The following is a 23,522-nucleotide window of genomic DNA, read 5'->3' on the forward strand; positions in this document are numbered from 1 at the left end:
AAAATATTATTTTGTTTGATTTTGATTTACTATAATTAAGGATTATCAACAGTCACAATCACCGTTTCGTCAGCTTCAATGCCAACATCTGCTGTTGGTGTCACGGTCAAATCTACTGTTGCAGAATTGGCAGGAAAGGTGATTGTACCTGTATTGTTGGTTGAATTATACGTTACACTTCCTGTTCCACCTGCTACTACTGTATAGTCATTATCGGCAGACGTGCCACTGATGCTGAAATTGACTGTTAGTGTAGCAGAATTATCTTCCGTTCGGGTTAGACGATAAACAAGACTTGTTCCACTATTTTCTGAGACAGAAGCAGTAGTAGCGGAAATTGTAACAGAAGGTACTACTGTTCCAAAACTCCCTGCTGCCAAAAAATACACGAGAGAAGAGGATGAGAAGGAAGTTCCTATAACCGAAGATGTACTCATAGGAGCACTACTATTATTGCCTTTTAAAAACACAATTGATTGAGTGCCTGAAAAGGAAATAGTGGCGGGTGTGAAATAGGTATCTCCATTTCCTAAAATAGCTAAAGCCCTTACCTCTATAAACGAACTGGCTGGCGGGTTAGTAGTATATAGCGTTGTAACCGACCCTCCACTGGTGGAAATTGCTCCAATAATTCCTGGGGTTGTATTATTGGCATTCGTAAAAATAATTCGCTCACTGGTCGGGTCTTTTCGTATCGTAAATAAGTCACTGCTGGGTAAAGAAAGCAAAGTAGTAGGACTATTGCCATTCAAATCAACGTATCCGATTTCGGTTCCTAATTGTACCCAATACACTCTGTTATTGTCTGCATCAACTACTGTTGAACTGATGTCTTTATTACTGCTGAAACTGTGCAATACTGTTCTAGTAGATACTGGGTTGGCATTGTTCATGTCATAAGAGACGAGTTCTTGTGTGTAATTAATAAAATCTGAGGAGCTAATTTCTCCAATATAGGCCTTATTATTTACTCCATCAATAGAGAGTCCTCTTGCTCCTAATGGAGTACCATTTGAACCATTGTTTGCTGAAAATTCAGTTGTAAAAGGAGTAGTAGAATTAAAGTCTGCGGGGATACTTCTCACATCATTATTGGCAACCCAATACAATTTTTGATTTACTTCATCAAAGACAAGATCGGAATTGGTATTATTTTCCTCGGAAGAAAAATCTCGGGAAACTTCTGGGCCTGAAGGCAATTCATAACGATAAAGTGTGCCGTTTTGAACAAAAAACAGCGCATCTACTGCATACATATTGCTGCAAATAAAAAGTAGAAAAGAGCAGCCAACCAAAAATTTGAAAAGGTAATGATTCATGAGGTAAGTGTAATTTTTTTTTCTTTTTCGGTAAACTTGTAAATTATTATCTAATATAAAACTTTTTATCTTGACTTTAAAATAAATTTTGAATTAAACATCCATTAACAGTATTTGTATTTGGAGTGTTCTCCTAAATAATATTGAAATGCTATGGATTCTCTACCATCACCAACACCGTTTCATCTGCTTCAATCTCTGTGTCTCCAGCAGGAGTCACTGTTAAATCCACCGTTGTAGAATTGACGGGGAAAGTAATCGTTCCTGTATTGGTACCCACATTGTAAGTGACCAATTCTGTTCCTCCAGTCACAACGTTATAATCTGCATCGGCAGCTGTGCCACTGATACTGAAATTGACTGTCAAAGTACTAGAGTTGTTGCCAGTTCGTGTAAAACGATATACAAGGTTTGTTCCACTATTTTCGATAGTAGAATTAGTAATTGTTGAGATGCTTACGATGGGAGTTGTTATCAAATCATCAAAAGTGATGTTGTCAAGAGCTAAATAATTCACTCCTGAAATGATATTAAAAGTCAACCTCGTTAACTCTTGTCCTCCCCAAATTGCATTTGAAAAAGTAATCATATCAAAGTTAAAGTTATCAGGAGGAGTTATAGTGAAAGTTTCAGAAATCGTTCCACCCGCAGCAAGTGTACCTACAAATTGTACATCCCCTACTGCAAAATTGTTACCATCATCATTACTTGTCCATGCACACAAAGCAGTGGAAGTAGATAGCACAAATCTATGTCCAACAGTTCCCACTTCAATACTGCCAAAAGAGGTGCTTGTTGTTCCTCCATCGCCAAACCCCGAACCAAGCCATTGGTCTGAATTACATCCCAAATCTTCATAAAACTCTACGAACATATCACCTGTTGTATTAAAAACAAAACCATCGGTTGAAAAACTCAAAGTATTTGCAGTGTCGTCTTCAAATGTCTCTAGTTGACAAAAGCAATCAACTGAAAAAATAAGCGTCCAAAAAATAGATTGAATTAATATTGATTTCATATTTTAAATGTATTTAAGGTTATAGAACATTAATAACCACCGTTTCATCTGCTTCAATATCGGTATCTCCTGCTGGTGTGACTGACAAATCTACGGTTGATGAATTGGCAGGGAAAGTAATCGTTCCTGTATTGGTACCAGCACTATAAGTAACCAATCCTGTTCCCCCTGTGACAACCGTATAATCAGCATCAGCAGCCGTTCCGCTGATGCTGAAGTTAACCATCAAAGAACTTGAAGTATCTCCATTCCGTGTGAATCTAAATAGCAGACTTGAAGCTCCATTTTCACTTACAGTAGGCGTAATGGGATTAATAATAATCTCAGGAATAGATTCCACAAAACTCCAAGAAGTAGGCACATCATCTGGATATGTTAAGTTATTAGTCCAATTTGAAGGAGTATAAATTTGAGTTTGACAAGCTGCATTACCAGAAAAACACTCTGTACTACCATTGTAAATCCATGTAACTGGAAAAGGACTTTCTTCTGAAGCTGCATCAAAACGAGTAGAACCAAGTGTAAGATTCATATTTGCATAAGAATGGGTTGCATCTCCTCCTCCAAATGAAAAGGCGGTGATAAAATTTGGAGTTGAAATATCACCCGTAAAAGCAACAAACTGCTCAAATTGGGTAAAGTTAAAACCAGAGTCACATTCACAAGCTTGCCCGATATTGGCACTTACCGAGCCTAAAGTTCCATTGCCATCATCTGCCCCTTCCAATATTACTACTGTGCCTTTTGGAAGTTCATTTCCTGTATTGTTGATCCACTCTACATAGCCCTCTCCTGTTTCAAAGCTACTACCATCCCATTCCTTATCTGTGAATCGAATAATTTGGTTATTGGGAATTTCATCCAGTGCTAAAAAGGCAATACCGTCTCCTGGTCCTGCTTCAAATGTACCAACAATCATAATGTCACCTACATCATCTATCACCCCATCTTCTTGTGCATGTAATTTAACTCCAAATAACAACACATAAATCATTAGCAGAATAAGAAAAACATGCTTTTTTAACTTCTCAAAATGAAAATAATTGATTTTGTTTGTCATCATCTGTTCTATTTTATCAAATCAATAAACTTTATACTACGATTATTTAAATTTAACTCCCTCCAGTTACTGTTAAAACAATTGTTTCATCTGCTTCAATATCAGTATCTCCAGTTGGGGTGAGTATCACAGTAGCGGAAGAGACCCCATTTGGAATCAGCACAGTGCCAGTCGTTGTATTGAAAGTAGCTGCACCAGATTGACTATAATCTGTTCCAAATTCTGCCGTTCCTCCAACAGAAAAACTTACCATTACATTTCCAGTGGTATAATTTCCTGAACGGGTAAAGGTGTAAACAAGTTGAGTACCCACACTTTCAATAGAAGAAGAAGGTAAAACCGCTACCGAAAGTAAAATAGAACCTTCACGAACGGAAAAAGGAGACAAACTTGTGATTCCTGCTCGACTAACCGTGTAAGGATTGCTGCCACTTGCACCTACAAATTCTGGTGCGTCCCAACTGGAAGTATAGTGTGAAAGGACAGCCAAATTCCTAACAAAACTCAACTCTTCTCCTACGTTCCATTGGGCAGTCATGGTTAAATCACTTCCACCTCCAACATTTTCAGTGACCAACCAAGTTCGATCTACGACATCTGCTGTTTCAGATATTCCCGAAGTACCTCCATCCAAAACATCGTCTGTCACTCTAATATGATAAACATCAGAAGTCCCGCCATTCGATAAAGTCATCGGATTGAAAGCACTGTTTCCTACAGGGAAAACGACATTGGAACCAGCAACTGTTTGAGCAAGCGTACCTGTACTACTCGTTTTGACATACTTCGCAGAAGTTGCCCCTGTAATCGTTCCACTACTGCCAATCGTGCAAGTATTGGAAGATACATCCAAGTTGCCATTGGTCAAAGTGAGTTGATTGGCTATGGTGATGTTTCCCCCTAATTGGGCATTATTGCTGCTTTTGTCAATTTCTACATTATAGAAAGTAGCAGTTCCTGTGCCTCCAATTTTTGAACTTGCTGCAACAGCTGCACCAGTTATTTCGACCTTTCCCGCAGAAGCTGCAAAAGTTCCATTTACTGTGAAATTGGCATTTTTCACCACTAAATTTCCGCCTGTTTGGGTTGCTTGACCACCACTAAGAACGAGGTGTGTCTGAGCATTCAAGGAGAAGGAAAGTAGAAATAATATTGTAAATAATTTGTATTTCATGATAAATTGAATTGAAGAAATTAAGTAACAATTGTACTTCAACAATTACTTTCCTGCCTGTATTATTGCGTCCACTGCTTTCTTTGAGTTGTTATCTTAAAATGCAAATCCCGACGAGTAAAAATAACCGTAGGAAAATTAGACTGATCTGTTGCATCAGAATTGACTCCATTTTTATAGAATTTTCCCTCAACATAAGCGTCAGGATTAGGATCATCGAATAAATCGAAAGAAACCATATTTTGAAAGTCAATATGTGCAGTCATATTGGTATTTCCAACTTGGGTGATTTCAAAAGTAATGGTTGGGCAACAATTGGTAAGATATGGGTTCGATAACACAAAATTATATTCGTTGCCATTTTGAACGGGGATGCTGGCAAAAGAAAAGGTTTCTGAAAATAATTCTGCCCCACCAGTTCCATCGCTATTAAAAATCTTCAAGGTGACATCTCCTGTGTTCCCACCAAAATCAACTTTTGCAAGGATTTCATTGATAAAAAAGGAACTATTGACTTTGAAAGATTGGGCAATAGAAGTACAACCATTTTCAGTATTTCCATTGTTGGTAATATTAAGAAAGGTTGTCGGAGGTAGTTCTTGAAAAAATTCGAGTCTTCCTATTGTTGAATTATAAATTTGCATTCCTGGTTGAGGATTGGAGATAGCATCTCTCTGTGTAGTTGTCATATTTACCAAAGTAAGTGGTTGTGTAGCAACATGGTTTCCTAAATTATCTCCACTTCCACCACTGCCTCCGACTTGCTGCCAAGAAGTGCCATCATAGTAATAAAAGCCTTTGGTGCCATCTGTCTGATAAACCATCAATCCTTCTTGTGCAGCAGCAACTGAAATTCCATTTTTTTGAGTTTCCGTCATCCTCGGTATGAGTACTCCTTTGTCAGTGGATTTTACATCCAACATTGCAGAAGAATTGGGGTCTGTGCCATCTGTGTTAATACCTAATTGTGCAAAGACAGATAGGCTAAAAAATAGGAAGAGTGTTAGAATTTGAATTGTTTTGAAAATCTTCATTTGTGAATTGTGTTGATTTATACTTTCAATTTATAATTTTTTGCTTTTGCAATCAAATTGATTGGCTACCGTCTTGTGCATAATTGTGCATAATATTTAATCACTAAGGATTCTCAATATTCACCACCACCGTTTCATCTGCTTCAATATCGGTATCTCCTGCTGGTGTCACTGTCAAATCTACGGTTGAGGAATTGACTGGAAAGGTAATTGTACCTGTGTTGGTGCCTACCGAATAGGTGACAAGCCCCGTTCCATCTGTTGCCACCGAATAATCTCCGTCAGCAGCAGTGCCAGCAATGCTGAAATTGACCATTAGTGTAGTAGTCGTCAATCCAGTTCTGGTAAAGCGGTAAACAAGATTGCTACCACTGTTTTCGCTGACTGTAGAAGTGATTGGTGCAATGCTAACCACAGGAACATCATCATCTGCAATAGTACCCGATACAGTGTTTGGAGTTCCTATATCGTAGCAAGTTCCTGCATTAATGGTCAAAACAATGGTTTTATCTGCTTCCATTGTAGAATTGGCAGTAGGGTCAATGGTAATTAGAACTGAATTGCTATTTGTAGGAATAGTAGCAATGCCTGTATTTGAAGTAGTATTGTAAGATACTCCGCTTCCTCCAACCGAATAATCTGTTACATCATTTGCAGTGCCACTAATTGTAAAACCAATATCAATATTCGTGATAGCGTTGCTGCTCAAAGTAATGGTGAAATTGATGGTTCCAGATGCATCTTCGTTTAAAGGCGAATTGCTTACTGCAATGGTTGCTTCGGGACTCGAACTCGTATAAGTTAGGTTGGTAAAAGCTACTACAGACAGGTCTTGATTAGCCTGAGCGTGTAACCAATTGGAAGTAGTTTCAAGGGCAGATTTTCCTATTGCTTGACTTCTTTTAGTAGGGTCAAATTCCATTCTATTTGCGTTGGTATTTGGAAAACCTTGTATAACGATTGCATTGGTAAAAATGGAACTGGGATTTTCATTTGAAGTAAGATTTCCGCCAGGTGTGCCACTATCGTTGTCACCAGAATACAAGACAGCATACAAATCAATAAAACCATCATTGGGGTCATCATTCGTGTCTGCATAAGCATAAAATGCCTCTCCCTCTGCCGAAATACCAAAAGTTCCTCCAATATATGTCACTGTTCCACATGTCCCTGAGCCATCCGTACAAGCTACACTGAAAACATTCGTTCCTGTTTCTTCAATATAGACTACATCTCCTTTGGTAATGCCAGAACTGGGAGCCTCCCATTTCAATATTGATTCTATAGTGACGTTAAATTGTAAATTGGCTTTATCAAAATCTCGATCAGTGAAATAAATTGTTGTACCAGAACATAAATCTTCAGTGGCAACAAAAGAAAATCCGTCGGGATTTTCATGGTTTAACCCTATGATAGCTATTTTAGGTTGGGAATTTGAAGTATCATCGTTCAATATAGTACCTTGCCCTACTGCATTCGCAATCTCAACGCCATTCGTAACATTGGATAAAGTTACAGAAAACGTTTCGTGGACTTCAAAATCATCGTCTCGACTGACATTTATTGTGATACTAGCGGACAAAGAACCTCCTGAGGTGAAATTAATTGTGCCACTTTTTGCAGTATAATCTGTACCTGCAATGGCATTACCATTTGAAGTAGCATAATTAACACTAAAAGCAGTAGTGTTTTCATTTCGAGAAACTGTGAAGGTAAAAACAGTATTTCCACTGCCATTTCCTTCTTCAATGCTTACGTTATCTATTGAAACACTTGGTGTAACTGAGCCTATGGTAAGATTGGTAAAAGGATTGGTGGATAAATCTGCATTCGCTTCGCCATGAAGGTAATTGCTGGGATCTTCGAGTTCTGTTACGCCAATAGTTGCAGTCCTATTGATTGGGTTGTATTCTACTCGATTATGAAATTCATCATTAGCTATTACAGGGAATCCATCTACAATAATGGCATCGGGATAGTCAGAGGCAGGGCTAAGGCTCGAAGGAATATTTCCTCCAGTGCTGCTGACAAAAGCTTCACCTGTGAATATAACGGAATAAATTTCTGTAAATCCGTTCGCAAGATTATCGTCAGTATCTGCATAAGCATAATACACTTCTCCAGTAGCAGAAATTCCAAATGTACCTCCTAAATGTTGAATTGTGCCGCAAGTGGATGCACCAGAACCATTTGTGCAGGCGATGGAGAAAGTATTTGTGGAAATTTCTTTCACAAATATGACATCTCCTTTGTTGACACCTCCACTGGGAGCAGTCCATTTTATGACAGATTCTGATGTTACGTCAATAAAACTATGTGTACTGCTATCGTATTCATTTTCGGTAAAATAAATAGCCGTACCACTTAAAATGTCTTCACCTGCTACAAAAGCTATCCCGTCAGGTGCTTCATGGTTTAGTCCTATAATAACTGCTTTTTGAGCAAATATTATTTGAGTAGAGAAAACATTGCAGATAATAATGGAGAGTAGTGTAAAAAAATATTTTTTCATATCGAGTTAGGCATTAAGATTTTTTTGGGTTGGAGTGGGGTTACCACATTTGTAGTTTCCGTTCAAAATTCGCTAAAATTAACCAGTTTAGCAAATAAAAAAATCTCTCACTAACGATTCTCAATCGTAACCACTACTATTGAAGTGGTTCAATAAGTAATGATTCATAATCCTCATAGAAACAAGGAAAAAATAACTTTACAACCTTTATTCCCCTTTTGGAAGGGGCGAAGGGGAAGGAAGCTAAAAAATGGAAAGTTATTTTTTCACCATAGCCTATCTTTATTCTACTATTGCATTTGGGTATGTATAATGGTGCAGAATATTGGCCACTACCAGCATAACCACACAAGCCAAAGCTGTCCATTGAAGGGTAGGGATATTGCTCCAATGTCTGACTGCAATCGCCGTGATTGCCCATACTCCAACGCCTGAAAAGACTCGCATATTTCGGAACTTCAGCATCCACAGATTGACCAAGGCTGCAATGACAATCATAATAACCGTCCAAACGGTTTCGCTAAATACTACTTGCCATTCTATTTTGGCTAAGTAGGCTGAAATATTGGCAATGGTAGCAACGGCAATCCATCCACTGTACAGCGAAATAGGTATCCAAACCCAACGTTTGATGTTTTTGGATGCGTCCCAACGTTCCATATTCAACCGAACTACGATGGTAAGCAGAGCAGTCAGAATGGTAAGCATGATGCATACAGAGAATCCTGTGTATTCACTAAGCCAAAACCAAAGCCATGCGCCGTTTGCAAGATTGGCAATAATCAACCAAGGTCCTATTTGCAGAACAAAGTCATCTGGCATTTTATCATCAAAAACACTCTTAACTTGAAAAATACTGTGTGCTAGTAGTGATAAGAATATCAATCCCCAAATCGAAAAGGCATATCCTGCGGGCGTAAACAGATTGAAGTATTCAGCACTCAATTTGCTGATTGTATTGCCATTGATGCCAACGGCATTGCTGATGTAGTTCCAAGCGATGAGGAAAACAGTGATGAATAAATTGGTGATGGCATAAAATTTCTTCATGTTGTATGTAGGTTTTGAAGGTGGTTATAAAAGAAATTGGTTTTCAAAGTTATTATAGTTTGTACAAACAATGAAAGTATGGTTTCGTTCAATGTCTATCCTTTCATTCTGCCTTAAAATGGGATCAATTGTTATATAGAATCTATACAACTCTGTGATTGTTTTGTGAAAATTAGAGAGTATTTTTGAAACATCACAATCAAAAACCAAAATTCATTCTAATGAACGCAAAAACAATTGGTACTTGGGCCTTGAGAATTATTCCCGCCCTTATTTTCCTTCAAACTTTGTACTTCAAATTTACAGGTGCGCCTGAATCAGTGTATATTTTTGAGACGCTTGGTTTAGAGCCTATTGGACGTTTTGGCTCAGGCATTGCAGAACTCATTGCAGCTATTTTGCTGGTCATTCCACGCACGACTTGGCTCGGTGCTTTGTTGGGATTGGGTGTTATTGGAGGAGCGATTATGTCACATTTCACCATCTTAGGTATTGAAGTACAAGGGGATGGAGGTGCTTTGTTTATGCTGGCAGTCGTTGTGTTTATTTGTTGTGCTATTCTGGTTTGGATGAATCGGGAGAAAGTGCCTGTGTTGAAGAATTTATAGATTTCTCTACTATGGTAAGGAGGTGATTTTTCAATGTGTCAGAAAATACCTCTGTTGTTGACTCCTCTGAATCTGGAATCGGAACGGCATTGATGAGTTTGATGTATTGGAGTAGTTTGTCGGCTTCACTCAACTGGCTCAACAGTTGGAAGGTATAAGATAAGTATGATGCATTACGGTTGTTTAGTTTTTCGCATACGATGTCAACGAAATATTCGGTGTATCGTTCGGGTAATTCTGTTTGGAAGTCTTGCTCAAATTGGGTCAGTAAATCTTCCCATTTAGGGTTTTCTAGTACCGTTCGCAAGCTGGTTTTTTCGTTGAACAAGACCCTAAACAACTCGTCATACTGCCGCAGTAATTCAATTCCAAATGGATGTAGGATAAAATTGCGGAAAAGTTTTTCGTAGTGAATTTTATTGGCATTTATTTGGTTGCCTTTGTGTATCAATTGAAGTGTATAGTCAAATTTTGCTCGTATAGTTTCGTTGGCAGCAGCATTTTTTGTCCATTGCAGCCTGATGATGTGAGAGAGCAATCCTTTGGATAAGTCTTCTGGTAGATAGGGTTTTACAGAGCTTTGGTATGCCTCTAATATGTTCTTCCATTCTTCGTTTTTTAAGATTTTGGCAATCGCATTTCTTTCATCAAAACAACGCTTGAAGAGTTGGATATGGGACAAAAGGATTTTTGCACCCTTGGTGTTCTTCTTCAATAGTAGCTGGAATATTTTTTTCTTGCGGTCGTCTGTTTCCCTTCTTGGTCCCAAAGTGTCTATTTGGGCTAAGAGTTTTTCGACTTTTTCTTCGAGTGAAAGGAAGGTATATTGAAGAGCCGTATCAAATTTCTTAGTTTTTAGATAGGCATTGAAGACAAGGCGATAGGTATGGAGGTCAAACTGCTGGGTTTGTTTGTTGCTCGTAGTGTCAAAAAAGATGGTGATTTGTTCGTAGTTCTTCAATTTATCCAACCAAAATATTTTTTCCTTACTGCCTTTTGCAGCGTTTATTTTGGCTGTGTAATAGTTGGTGGGTAAATAGTGTTTTCTTGTTTTGGTGTAGTTGTTTTCTTGGCTGAGGTCGTGGTTTTGTTCCCAAGCCTTTGCCGCTTTGTCGTAGATTTCGTCTTTGAAGTAGAAAGTTCCTGCAAGGTCGAAAAATACCTTGAAGCCTTTGTTGCCTATGTTTTCGGCGTAAGGCGCATACGCTTCAAAGCCAATTTTGATTTTTTCTTCAAAATCTTCTTGTAATTGACTCACAATGGATTTCCAACTTTCATTGGTCGCCGAACAGTTTTCTTCAAAATAAGAGTTGTCCAAAAGTTTCCCGAAATCACTTTCTCCAAGCATGTACTTCGCAAATAGTAAATGTGGATGTGTAGGATTGTGATTTCCATAGATTTCTTTCAGTCTTTGCCATTGTTGGACTTTCCAAAAAGCATCACAGGCCTTGGGAAAGTCATTTAGTTTGGCAAATGACTCACCTGCTTCGAGCCAATCTTCTCTGTACCAATTTGCCCAAGCTTCACACTCCAACGCCTCTTGTTCCAAAAAAAGACTTTGGTAGTATTGTTGCGCTCTGAGCAATAGGTCATCGTTTTCTTGCCCCATTCCGCTTTTGTGGAGGGATTTTGCTGTTTTTAGTGGGTCGTGATTTTTGATGTTTTCTATATCCGCTTTTATCCCTTTGGACAATGGAAGGAGTTGGTTGGATTTCCAAACCGTATTGGTGAAGGGGAGTAAATCGGAATCCATAAAATACTTCCAAAAATTGTCGTAACCTCTTCGTGTATCAATGATGCACAGAACACTACTGGCTCGTGAGATGGCTACATAGAGTTTGTTGAAGAAGTGAATCAGCTCAATTTTTTCATCGTCATTTAGTGCTTGCTGTACAGTGCATTTTTGAAAAGCATCGGAAACATGGTCTCCAAAATTGAACAATACTACCTTGTCGTATTCCAATCCCTTTACAGAAGCGGCGTTCATGATATTTGGAACAGGCAGTTTTTCTTCTTTTGGAATGAGGTCAAGTTGTGACAAAAAATGATTTTTTTTAATGTAATTTTTTTCGCTTCTACTTGTAGGAAGTAAAATTTGGTTTTTTTGCAGAATTTCTTTCAGGTCATGGAGGTAGATGTCTTCGTTCAAAATCAATAGAAATGGCGAAAAGCCTTCGATTTTTTGCCACGGTATTTGAGGAGTTAATTCATTGATACCCAAATATTCTTGTCGAAACCTTTGTATAAGGTTGGAAAACTTGATAATGGCAGCTTTGGAACGGTAATTTTGTAAAAGTTGTGTCTTTTTGACGGATAAGTCGGACAGGTTCAATTCTGCAAACCTATTTTTGAAGATGTCCTCCAAACTATCCCAATGGAAACCTGTGGGGTGTACGGTTTGATTGGGATCTCCTGCAAATACAAAAGGAATGTTGGATTGACTACTCAAATCATAGTCTGTAAAACTGGATAATCGCCAAATCAAATCCAGCTCAATTCGGGTAAAGTCCTGAATCTCGTCACAAAATATAACAGGCGATTGTGGATGATTTCGGATATTTTGCAGCACATGGTGAATCAAATCTTGGTCATCCCAATATTGAAAGTCCTTGAAAAACTTACTGTACCAATTCTTCCAAATGGTATTGACCACATCTTCAAAAACTTCACTATCCACAATTTTATCCCTCGGCAACAGATTTTTGTATTCTTCCAGCGAGAACTCTTTGTTTAGGTGGTATCCTTTGATATAGGTTCGGATGATGTGCCATACCAAATCAGGGGATTTTTTTCGATTGGCAGGGGCACAATGCAACTCTTTTTTCTCGTGTTTGCCCAAGTAACACTGTTTGAACTTGCTGAAAGACATATAATTATTTTCGGGAAACAGTAGCTTGTCATCTTCCGAAATCAACTCTTTTGTTATGAAGTCTTTTAGTGTATAAAAAGAATTTTTAAGACTGCTTACATCAATGTTTTTTTCTACATATTTGTAATTGTGCTGTAAAATGGCTCGAATGTTTTTCCTTGCCCGCTTCAATAAATCCTTATTGTATGTAAAAAACAAACAATTGGTCGTAGGCAGTCCGTAGTCATGACTCATGGCATAGAAGTGAGCAAAAATATAGTACAAGACAGTAGATTTGCCACTTCCCGCTTGACCGTTGATAAACAAGGGAAAAGTAGGGTTTCTCAGAATGGTTCGTTCTTCATGAGAAAGTACCAAATTGGCTTTCTCATCTTGTTCGATTTTTGCCCACAAATCCTTGCTACAAACTAAGTAACTATCATACGCTCGTTTACAATCCTGCATCAATCTTTCTCTTGGTGTGTCGTATGTATAGGGATATTTTTGCTGTGTTTGGTATAGAGCAGTAGTCACTTTGCTATCGTCTGTAAATACATCCAACAAAAAGGCTATTTTCTGCGCCTGGTTTTCTTCGTCTGCTGGCAACTCAAACTGAGCATGGACTATGTAAAGATTTTCGGTTTTCGAGAGCTTAAAAACTCCTTCATCTTCAATGGTTTCGCAGCAAGGACTGTCTTCATGAATCGTGTCAATCAATTCACGAATTTCTTCATAGTGTGGATGTATGTTTTCTTGTTTGACTGATGTAATCCATTCTTGAGATTCATATATATCTGATTTCGAAAGGTGAATGTTATTAATAGGAGTCGTATAAATAATCAATGAATCAGGTGGCGGTGGCGGAGGAGTATAAGCATCTGCAATTTGTTGTTTTAACCATTCATTAATCAGAACCAATGTATCCTCATCAATTGGATCTTTTTGCATCCATTTATGGATGGTATATTTCCAATTTTTTTCCTTATAGTCTTTTGCCCCTCTCAATATGACCCCTTTCATGCAAAAAACCTCATAATTCACTCCTTCAATTAGAATAGTCACCTTTTGTAGAATCAACCTGTATTTGGTGCGTTCACCCACATTCATTTTCCAGATTGGAGAATGTTCGTACTGCTCGATAAAAGATTGAGGGTTTTCTGAATTTCTAATCTTTTCAAAATGAGGTTCAAGCATCTTACCGTATTTTGCATGGTACTTGCGCTCATAGTTTTTGGTCAGGTAAAGGTATGCCATAAATTAGGATATAGTTATAGTTTAGGTCGCAATTGTAAATTTAATAAAAATCCTTTACTTATGGAAATCAAATAACTACAACATTCCTATAAAGCAAAAATTGTCAAAGAACCGCAAAAAGTATTATTCCTTTTCCCATTTCTGCACCGCAAAACCTCCTTCTTCAATCATGAGATAATACAATTCATCAGATACTCCTTAAACGCTTCAAAATCCACCTCCATTTTCCTCGCCACCTTTTCTTTGTCCTTCAATACGGCCAAATCGTGCGGAATTTCGATTGAAGTGCCAATCGTTTGTTCTACAATATCCAAAAATTTAGACGGGTGTGCCGTAGCCAAAAAGATGCCATTGCAGTTATCGGTCAGCGCATTGGCGTTCAAATATTCCATCAAGCCTCGATAGGCAATAGCAGTATGTGGACACATTTCATAGCCATACTCATCATGTACCGCCTTCAATGTTTCCAAAGTTTCATCATCATTGTAGCTACAAGCAAAAATATCTTTGCGAATCGCTTCAATATCACCGCCATACAAATCTATGATGCGCTGAAAATTGCTCGGATTTCCCACGTCCATTGCATTGGAGTAGGTGGCAATAGAAGGATTGATAGGCGTATATTCTTCGGTTTGAAGGAAATCGGGGAAAACCCTGTTGGCGTTGGTTGCTGCAATAAATTTGGCGATTGGAAGCCCCATTCGTTTGGCAATCAAACCTGCGGTGATGTTGCCAAAATTACCACTCGGAACACACACAATCATCGGCTTGCTTTTGTCTTTCAATAGTTGATAGGCTCGAAAATAGTAGAACATTTGCGGAATCAAGCGGGCAAGACTGATGGAATTGGCAGAGGCCAACTTCATTTTTTGGTTCAAATCTGCATCATTGAAGGCAGTTTTGACGAGAGCTTGACAGTTATCAAATGTGCCGTTGATTTCTAAGGCAGAAATATTGTGTCCTAATGTAGTGAGTTGTTTTTCTTGCAGGTCACTCACTTTGCCGCTTGGATACAAAATGATGACTTCGATATTGGGAACTTGGTAAAAGCCTCTGGCAACAGCTCCTCCTGTATCACCCGATGTTGCGACCAAAACATACTGTTTTTCTGTATTGCCTTGTACAAAATGACCCATCAAACGTGCCATGAATTGCGCCCCAAAGTCTTTGAAGGCCAGGGTTGGCCCATGAAAGAGTTCCAAACAAGCAATGTTGTCATGAACAGGTTGCAAAGGCGCGTCAAATTGAAGGGTATCCGCCACGATTTTTTGCAGGGCATCGGCTTCAATGCTGTCTTGCAGTAAAGTGTGTGCTACTTGATACGCCATTTCCGCAAAGGAAAGATTTTCAATTTCTTCAAAAAAAGAGGCGGGAAGTGGTGTAATCACTTCGGGCATATACAAGCCTTTATCAGCAGGCTGGGATTTCATGACCGCTTCTTCTAAATCTACGTTGGGAGATTCGTGTTTTGTACTGTAAAACTGCATTTTTAGATACTTGGTTTTTGTTTGTATTAGACGCTGCAAGATAGTGATTCACCCTAATTTTAAGAAGTTGTTTGATTTTACTTACTCTTGCAAAAGGAAAAAATAGCAGTCAATCCAAAAAAAAAAGAGGAAACAGCTCGAAGCTATTTCCTCTTTTATGAGAATTACTATGATGGATTACATTTTAGTACCTAAGAATGGCACATGCATCTGTGTTTTCACACGGCATATCTTCTTCTTCTAAAAGGTAAATATTTCCTCCGTTTGTTATGCACTGTATTGCAATAGAATTCAATAAATCAGAAGAATCGTCTGGACTTTCACTAAAAACGATACTTTGTTTTTTTTCATCAAAACTTCCCCAAGAATGTGCATTTTCTTTGAGAAACAGCGTATCAACTCTTCCATTATAGGCTGCCTTCACCGTTTCTTGAAGTTCATCGGTAGCCAAATTGCTGTTAGAAACTTCATTATATTTTTTGATAAGGTTTCTTTTATTTTCTTCAAAAGTAGGCTGCATTTTCAAGATTGCTTTTTCGTGCAGAAGCACCAAATCTTCATCTTGTACATTGCCACTTATATGTCTATCTTCAATCAAGAAATTGTAGGTAGAGACTGATTTGTAAATAGGTATCAGATAATCTACTCCTGCCAATAAAAGAGGAACTTTCTCATCATGTAGCAACTGCTCAACCCCTTTATTAATTAGGCGAAAGAATTTTTCGAGGTCTATGGGTAGCTCTGATTTGTGTCCTCCTTGACCGTGATAAATCGGCCCATTTCCATTGGTAGAATGAAATTGAAGTGTAGTAGAATGATGTTCTTCTGGAAGTGCTTCTTCAATATTGATAGGCATGACATCTTTTACTTTAATTTCAGTGATACTAAAATCCATACATTCAAACAATCGAATGTGTTTTTGATTAAGATCCAATAGAAAAAATCGGTTCTTTTGTTTGATGAAAGACACCAATGAAGTCAAGTGAAATCCCTTACCTATGTAAAAGCTGGAATTGAAATTTTTGGGTATGTGGTAATATTTGAAAAAATCTTTTGACAAGAAAATAGCCAGCCCATCAGACTGATTTAACCAAAACTCTGAGTTTTCATACAATTCTACCACTGGTTCTAGTAGTGAAGTTATTTTGGCATGATTTAAATCATATTTTGGAGAGTTTAGTTTTTTCTTTATCTCTAATACTTTGTTTTTTAGAACTAAAGCATCTTTTCCGTTCCAAGTGGCTTCACCTGCTCGATGAGTTGGAACATAGATAGAAATCAAAGGATAGTCGTTTGTATAATTAGAGAGCTTGTCAAAATCTTTTTTGTTAAACATATTTTGTTTTTTAGGTTAAATAATAAGCACATAAAAACAAAATACTTCAAAATTTATTTCACAGCAAGACGAAGCATACTTTGATTAAAGAATAAATAACTAATACTTTGATTTTAGTGCGTTTTCATAATATAAACAAATTGATGATGAAAATGTTCACTTTTCTATAGAATGAAATTTTTGTGGTGAAAATACTTGAATGTCAATTTTTTGCCTTAATTGAAGATCTTTTCGACCTTCAATTCAATGCTTTCCTCCCAATCCATCATGGCATTGATGAACCTCACTTTCTCAAAATTCTTCAAATCGCTTGGGCGAATGTCTGCAATTGTCAAGATATTTTGCTGCAATAAATAGGCACGCCGAGTGCCTGCAAGCAGTGGGAGGGAAGGGGTAAACCATTGCAGCCCATCGAAGAAGGCGACATTGGAATAGGAAGAATCGGTAATCAAACCATTTTTGACGATTAAAATATCATCGGCTGTGCCTTTTTTTTGCAGTAAAGATTGCAGGGCAGTTCTATCTGCAAATTTATAGGAATAATCAAGTTCATTGGCATAAACCAATTGAAGGCTTTGAATTTGCCGCAAGGTATAAGGCACAAATTCGATGTGGTGAATGTGGGTGTCGTACAAAATGCGGCATTTATAGGTTTGATTTTGGTCTAAATAGTCGGGTAGGACAATCAAATTTGCCAAATCTTCCTTTGCTTCAAGGCCCAACAATTGACTGCGACTGTGGTTAAAGCGTTGGTTGTGAAAGAGCAGATTCTGTAATTGGCGGTTCTTGAACTGAATGGTTTCGAGGAGTAGGGGAGATGGGTACATAGACTTTTTTGATGAGTTCATGGTATTCGGTTTCGGCTTGACTGAGGCTGGTGATGCCGCCTCCGCTTTTGAAGTAAAGTTGTCCATTTTTGTCTTTTTCGATGAAACGAATCATCACCGCACTGTCCAGATTTTGCCCGTCAAAATACCCAAAAATGCCTGTGTAATAACCCCTTGTATAGTTTTCGGCAGCTTGAATTATTTCGATGGTTTTGCGTTTGGGTGCACCGCTAATAGAACCTGCGGGAAGTAAGGTAAAGAGTAGGTCGCCAATTTTTGAAGGGTAATCTGGAGCTAAATCACCAACAATTTTGGAACTGACTTGCAGCAATGTACCTTCATGGGTTTGGATTTCTTCAATGTAGCGAAAAGATTCTACCCGCACGTTTTTGGAAACCATGCTGAGGTCGTTGCGGATGAGGTCGACGATGGTGTGGTGTTCGGCTTTTTCTTTTTCGTCTGCCAAAATCTGCTCAATGGCATCGGGGATGGCTGCGTCAATTGTTCCTTTCATTGGAAAGGAGGCGATTTGACCGTTTTGGATTTTTACAAAGGTTTCGGGTGAAAATACAACGAATTGATTTTGAAGATAGAGTTTGTATTTGGCTTGACTATATTGGAATATTTCTTGAAGGCTTAAGTTGGTTTCAATGGGTGTTGGAAAGGTGAGGTTGAGCAGGTAAGAATTGCCAAAGTTGATTTCTTGTTGGACTTGGTGGAAGGCTTTTTGGTATTGGGAGAAGGGCATGGGATGTTTGGTGAACTGCAATCTCCCCCTAAGCCCCTCCGAAAAGGAGGGGGAATTCTTGACAGAAAAAAGCTCTCTCTTCCTTTCGGAAGGAGCTAGAAGGAGGAAGGGGAAATGGAATTGTATCTCTTTGGGATTCACCTCGTCTAATGGCAACACAATGGGGCATTGCAGTTCGAAGTCAATGATGAACAGAAACGGGATTTGACTTTCTCCGTAAGCGTTCATTTGTTGTATGGCTTTGTTTATCATGTATCTTTGTGTGCTATTTCTATTGGCGTTTATACTGAATTAGAACAAGTGCTGCATTTTTCATTTAGATTTTCATTTCCTTGCTATGAAAGTTCTCATTGTCGACAATTATGACTCTTTTACCTTCAATTTGGTTCAACTAATTGAACAATTTGGCAAATGTCAGTGGAAGGTAGTGAAAAATGATGAATGTTCGCTGGACGAAGTAGCGGACTATGACAAGGTGCTTTTTACGCCTGGTGCTGGTTTACCTTCGGAAGCTCCGATTATGTATGAAATTTTGCAACGGTTTGAGGGTGAGAAGTCTATCTTGGGTGTTTGTTTGGGGCATCAGGCGATTGCTGAATATTATGGTGCGACTTTGTTCAATTTTGAACGGGTGATCCACGGGATTGTGAAGCCGATGGAGATTTTGCAGCAGGGTGATTATTTGTTTCGGGGTTTGCCGAATGTGGTGGAGGTGGGTTTGTATCATTCTTGGGCGGTAGCAGCGGAGGGTTTTCCCGAATGTCTGGAGGTGACGGCGAAAAGTACGGATGGGGTGGTGATGGCTTTGTCGCACCGAACGCTGGATGTGAAAGGTGTACAGTTTCACCCTGAATCTATTATGACGAAATTTGGGAAGGAGATGGTTTGGAATTGGTTGGGGTAAAGGGGTTGATTAGAAGTTTTGTTCATTTATTTTTGGCAGAAACAATATTTCTTTAAAGAATGTTATTGGTTCATCGAGGATTTTAGTGGAATGAGACTTTTGTAGTTTATGCTTGAAGATATGGAGTGTTTGGAAATTAGTATGCTCTGAAAAGTAAACTACAAAAATATTTAACTCCTCCACTAAAAATATCTATGAGCCGAATGATTTCTGTGATAAATCGTTGCTTATGATGAAAAAAATAGAGTTGTTGCTAGGAAACGGTTTGTTCACCAATAAAATGCTTGTTTTATGCCTTCGACATTTTAGCTTCAAATGGTCAAATTTCTAGAGGTTGGACAGATTGGGTGGAGTTTGAGAGTCCTGAGGATAAGGAGGTTTTAAGTATCACAATGTTGGTCTCCATAAACAACTCATTCAACTATCTCAATCTCAACTGTATTACTTTGGAGTTCAATTTTAGGCGTTTTTTTAAACAACTTTCTCAATTTCCGCAAAGGTGTCTTTTCTCCTGCTCCAAAAAAAGGTGTTCCAAGAAAATCCTCCAATTCTGATGAATTGCTAGTATAGTGAAAAGTAATCCGATAGACTCCCAAATTTCTAAAATGTTCTGGTCTTCCTATTTCGTATGGATACCAAAACCTACTGCCATTTGTATTGTGAAAAGGATTAAATGATTTACCAGAAGGTACAAAAATGAAATCCTTTTCTGATAAAAAATCCACCATTCCGCAACGCCCAAAATCACGAATAGAATCTATCTTTGGCTTCTCCAAAGTAAAATAACAAAAAGGCATTCTGAATTTCACATCAGAACCATCCAAACTCCCTATCAGATAGACATCTTTACCACTATTATTAACAATGGATACCTGAAATTCAGGAACTTCCTCCAAAGAATAGATTTGTTTGGAAGCTGTTAGAACACAGTCAAAATCGCTTTTAGTTGGTGTATCATTTTGGTTTTGACCAAAACCAAAACACAGTACGATGAGGACTCCAAGAATTGCCGTTTTCATTTGGTGCTATTTTGAGATTTTAAAGGTTTCATACAACCATTCTAACTCAAAATCCAGTAGAAAAGTATGTATTTCTATAAACTCACTACCCCCAATTCCCCTCTTTTTTGATAAGCTTCAATCCCCAAAACCGCCAATTCCATCCCCCTCAAAGTCGTCACCACAGCCACCCTCGCATCAAACGCCTTTCTACGCAACCGAACTGCTGCTTCCGATTCTCCATCAAAAGGCAATTGCAACAACAAAGCAAGCTCCCCATTTTCCAACAAATCAAAAGCCACCTGCAAATCTCCATCAAAAACCTCAAAACCCAATTCCTTCAATTTTTCCACGATTGGAGCAGCCGCAAGCCGTTTATGCACAGGCACATCCACAAACACCTTCCCCTCAATCGGCAAACGAGTATAAGCCGCCAATTGTGCCTTATAAAACGCCAAACCCAAATCTGCATCCGTTCCCATCACCTCACCCGTCGACTTCATTTCAGGACTCAAAGCAATGTCCACCCCCGCAAATTTATTGAAGGGAAACACCACCTCCTTAACCGCCCAACGCCCATTTGAGCCATCTTCACCAATCTCCAAATTCATTACTTTTTTACCCAAAACCACCTCCGTAGCCAATTTCCCCCACGGAATACCCGTCGCCTTGCTCACAAAAGGCACCGTCCTTGAAGCCCTCGGATTTACCTCAATAATGTACAATTCCTCGTCTTTCACCGCAAACTGTATGTTCATCAAACCAATGATTTGCAGACTTTTGGCAAGCTGTTTGGTCGCCACTTCAATTTGCGAACGCATCTCCTCAGAAATCGAATAAGTTGGCAAAACACAAGCCGAATCACCCGAATGAATCCCCGTAGGTTCAACATGCTCCATAATCGCTGCAATCACACAATCCGAGCCATCGCCCAGAGCATCCACATCAATCTCCACTGCATCCTCCAAAAACGATTCCACCAAAATAGGATAGCTCGCATCCTGCTGCTGAATGTATTTTTCGAGAGCTTCGTCATTGTAAATCACCTTCATCCTTGCGCCCCCCAACACATGCGATGGGCGCACAATCACAGGATAACCCAATTTCACCACCGCCTCTTTCATTTCCTCAAAAGAATAGGCAATCCCATTGAGCGGTTGCCTGATTTGCAGTTCACGACACAAAGCCTGAAACGCATCTCGGTCTTCCGCCTGGTGAATACTTTTCGGACTTGTCCCCAACACATTCGCCCCCGAAGCCGCCAATCTTGCAGCCAAGTTCAGCGGAGTTTGCCCCCCAAATTGCAGGATAATCCCCTCAGGTTGTTCCTTTTCATAGATGTTCAGCACATCCTCAAATGTAATCGGTTCAAAGTACAATTTGTCCGACACATCAAAATCCGTTGACACCGTTTCGGGATTGGAATTGACCATAATCACCTCATAACCCGCTGCCCTCGATGCCATTGCAGCATGAACACAACAGTAGTCAAACTCGATTCCCTGCCCAATTCGATTTGGACCACTTCCAATGACCATTACCTTTTTCTTGTCCGTCACCACCGATTCATCTTCGTCTTCGTAGGTCGAATAGTAGTAAGGCGTATAGGCTTCAAATTCTCCTGCACAAGTATCGACCAATTTGTAAGTCGGCAGAATACCCAATTCTTTTCGCAAACTCCTAATTTCATCTTCCGTTGTCTTCAAAAGATTCGCAATTTGAAGGTCAGAAAAACCGAGTTGTTTGAGTTCTCGAAGTGTGTAATCCACCCCCAGCCCCTCCCAAGAGGGGAGCTTTACGCCATTCTCACGAATGGACTTTATTTTTAAATTCTCCTTAACTATTGTGTCATATCCTATCTCTAATACCCCTCCTTCACTTTCATCAAAGATGAAAGATTGAGAAAGTCCCCCTCTTTCGGAGGGGATAGGGGAGGTCAACTGCCTCACCTGATACAAAAACCACCTATCAATTCTCGTCCAATCGTACACTTCCTCCAAACTCACTCCAAACTCAAAAGCCTTAAAAACATACCACAACCGTTCCGCATTCGGACGCTTCAATTTATCCTTCAAAACCTCCAAAAATTCACTTTCCGAAAACTCGCTGACATCCGAAGGATTCGGCGACGTTTTCACCTCAAACTCCATCGACCGCATCCCCTTCTGCAAAGCCTCCTTAAAAGTTCGTCCAATCGCCATAATTTCACCCACCGCCTTCATTGCAGTACCCAAAGTCGTATCCGCTTCAGGAAATTTATCAAAATTGAAGCGAGGAATTTTGACCACACAATAATCAATCGAAGGCTCAAAACAAGCGTTTTTTCGGGTAATATCGTTTTCCAGTTCATCCAAAGTATAACCCACCGCTAATTTTGCAGCAAACTTGGCAATTGGATAACCCGTTGCCTTTGAAGCCAATGCCGAACTTCTCGACACACGAGGATTCACTTCAATGACAATCATTCGCCCATTTTCAGGATTCACCGCAAATTGCACATTGCAGCCACCTGTCTCTACTCCAATCGCACGAATGATTTCTATTGAAGCTGTCCGCATTTTCTGAAACTCCCGATTCGTCAAAGTTTGAGCAGGCGCAACTGTAATCGAGTCGCCTGTATGCACGCCCATTGGGTCCACATTTTCCATCGAACAAACAATAATTACATTGTCCTTTCTGTCCCGAATCACCTCCATTTCGTACTCCTTCCAGCCCAAAAGCGATTCTTCAATCAATACCTCTGTGGTCAAACTATCCGTCAAACCTTGTGTAGCTATTTTGGTGAATTGCTGCTGATTATAGGCAATTCCGCCACCCGTTCCACCAAGCGTATAAGAAGGGCGAATCACACAGGGAAAACCCAATTTAGCCACCGCTTTTTGGGCTTCTGCACTCGTCTTGACCGTAAAAGACTTAGCGACCTCCAAACCAATACTTTGAGCGATTACCTTAAACGTTTCCCGACTTTCGGCACGTTCAATCACTTCAACGGATGCGCCAATCAACTCCACATCAAAACGCTCCAAAATGCCTTGTTCCGACAATTCGGTCGCCAAGTTCAATGCCGTTTGCCCACCCAAAGTTGCCAACAACGCATCGGGGCGTTCTTTGTCAATGATGCTCGTCAAAACTTCCACATCCAAAGGTTCGATGTAAATATGGTCGGCAGTTGCGGGGTCGGTCATGATGGTCGCAGGATTGGAATTCACCAAAACAATTTCATACCCTTCTTCCTTCAATGCACGACAGGCTTGTGTGCCAGAATAATCGAATTCGCAGGCTTGTCCGATGACAATGGGACCTGCACCAATAATTAGGATTTTATGTAAGTCGGTTCGTTTCATG

16 protein-coding genes are annotated in these 23,522 nt (G+C 39.3%); 2 read left to right on the forward strand and 14 right to left on the reverse strand.

Annotated features, from left to right (window positions below):
- Positions 1 to 35 precede the first annotated feature (35 nt).
- The 7 genes from R3E32_26685 to R3E32_26715 all read right to left on the reverse strand — a co-directional run bounded on the left by R3E32_26685 (position 36) and on the right by R3E32_26715 (position 9,167).
- A complete protein-coding gene (locus tag R3E32_26685) occupies positions 36 to 1,319 on the reverse strand; it encodes a hypothetical protein (GenBank protein ID MEZ4888344.1) in 1,284 nt (427 codons plus the stop codon).
- Positions 1,320 to 1,470: 151 nt separating this feature from the next.
- Complete coding sequence (locus R3E32_26690) at positions 1,471 to 2,337, reverse strand: hypothetical protein (GenBank protein MEZ4888345.1); 867 nt, start codon at positions 2,335 to 2,337, stop codon at positions 1,471 to 1,473.
- A gap of 19 nt (positions 2,338 to 2,356) precedes the next feature.
- Positions 2,357 to 3,400: a hypothetical protein gene (locus tag R3E32_26695; protein ID MEZ4888346.1), complete on the reverse strand. Its 1,044-nt coding sequence runs from the start codon at positions 3,398 to 3,400 to the stop codon at positions 2,357 to 2,359.
- 49 nt (positions 3,401 to 3,449) lie between these two features.
- Positions 3,450 to 4,571 carry a hypothetical protein gene (locus R3E32_26700; GenBank protein ID MEZ4888347.1) on the reverse strand — a complete coding sequence of 374 codons (1,122 nt, stop codon included), beginning with the start codon at positions 4,569 to 4,571 and terminating at the stop codon, positions 3,450 to 3,452.
- 62 nt (positions 4,572 to 4,633) lie between these two features.
- The gene (locus tag R3E32_26705) at positions 4,634 to 5,605 is read right to left on the reverse strand and encodes a hypothetical protein (GenBank protein ID MEZ4888348.1); all 972 of its coding nucleotides are present in this window, start codon (positions 5,603 to 5,605) and stop codon (positions 4,634 to 4,636) included.
- Positions 5,606 to 5,708: 103 nt separating this feature from the next.
- Positions 5,709 to 8,117: a Calx-beta domain-containing protein gene (locus R3E32_26710; protein ID MEZ4888349.1), complete on the reverse strand. Its 2,409-nt coding sequence runs from the start codon at positions 8,115 to 8,117 to the stop codon at positions 5,709 to 5,711.
- A gap of 282 nt (positions 8,118 to 8,399) precedes the next feature.
- A complete protein-coding gene (locus tag R3E32_26715; GenBank protein MEZ4888350.1) occupies positions 8,400 to 9,167 on the reverse strand; it encodes a hypothetical protein in 768 nt (255 codons plus the stop codon).
- A gap of 221 nt (positions 9,168 to 9,388) precedes the next feature.
- On the opposite strand from R3E32_26715, the gene R3E32_26720 reads away from it, so the two are divergent.
- Positions 9,389 to 9,775, forward strand: a complete 387-nt coding sequence (locus R3E32_26720) for a DoxX family protein (protein ID MEZ4888351.1) — start codon at positions 9,389 to 9,391, stop codon at positions 9,773 to 9,775.
- Here R3E32_26720 and R3E32_26725 read toward each other — a convergent pair.
- From R3E32_26725 to R3E32_26745, 5 genes are all read right to left on the reverse strand, one after another.
- On the reverse strand, positions 9,723 to 13,877 hold the full coding sequence (locus tag R3E32_26725) for a hypothetical protein (GenBank protein MEZ4888352.1): 4,155 nt from the start codon (positions 13,875 to 13,877) through the stop codon (positions 9,723 to 9,725). The two genes, R3E32_26720 and R3E32_26725, sit on opposite strands and share 53 nt — an antisense overlap.
- Positions 13,878 to 14,044: 167 nt before the next feature.
- Positions 14,045 to 15,364, reverse strand: a complete 1,320-nt coding sequence (gene thrC, locus R3E32_26730) for a threonine synthase (GenBank protein MEZ4888353.1) — start codon at positions 15,362 to 15,364, stop codon at positions 14,045 to 14,047.
- A 184-nt stretch (positions 15,365 to 15,548) separates the two neighbouring features.
- Entirely contained in the window at positions 15,549 to 16,700 is a 1,152-nt protein-coding gene (locus tag R3E32_26735; GenBank protein MEZ4888354.1) for a hypothetical protein, read from the reverse strand.
- Between the two features lie 215 nt (positions 16,701 to 16,915).
- Positions 16,916 to 17,527 (reverse strand): aminotransferase class IV, encoded by a 612-nt coding sequence (locus R3E32_26740; protein MEZ4888355.1) that lies wholly within the window; start codon positions 17,525 to 17,527, stop codon positions 16,916 to 16,918.
- Positions 17,442 to 18,503: an aminodeoxychorismate synthase component I gene (locus R3E32_26745; GenBank protein ID MEZ4888356.1), complete on the reverse strand. Its 1,062-nt coding sequence runs from the start codon at positions 18,501 to 18,503 to the stop codon at positions 17,442 to 17,444. Before R3E32_26745 ends, R3E32_26740 begins: the two co-directional genes overlap by 86 nt.
- Positions 18,504 to 18,612: 109 nt before the next feature.
- Here R3E32_26745 and R3E32_26750 point away from each other — a divergent pair, with 109 nt between their 5' ends.
- Positions 18,613 to 19,179 carry an aminodeoxychorismate/anthranilate synthase component II gene (locus R3E32_26750; GenBank protein ID MEZ4888357.1) on the forward strand — a complete coding sequence of 189 codons (567 nt, stop codon included), beginning with the start codon at positions 18,613 to 18,615 and terminating at the stop codon, positions 19,177 to 19,179.
- A gap of 413 nt (positions 19,180 to 19,592) precedes the next feature.
- On the opposite strand, the gene R3E32_26755 is transcribed toward R3E32_26750, so the two are convergent.
- Together R3E32_26755 and carB are read right to left on the reverse strand one after the other, a co-directional pair.
- On the reverse strand, positions 19,593 to 20,198 hold the full coding sequence (locus R3E32_26755; GenBank protein ID MEZ4888358.1) for a hypothetical protein: 606 nt from the start codon (positions 20,196 to 20,198) through the stop codon (positions 19,593 to 19,595).
- A 74-nt stretch (positions 20,199 to 20,272) separates the two neighbouring features.
- Positions 20,273 to 23,521, reverse strand: a complete 3,249-nt coding sequence (gene carB / locus R3E32_26760) for a carbamoyl-phosphate synthase large subunit (protein MEZ4888359.1) — start codon at positions 23,519 to 23,521, stop codon at positions 20,273 to 20,275.
- Position 23,522: the final 1 nt, after the last annotated feature.

The sequence above is a fragment of the Chitinophagales bacterium genome (assembly GCA_041392475.1).
Lineage (GTDB): Bacteria > Bacteroidota > Bacteroidia > Chitinophagales > UBA2359 > JAUHXA01.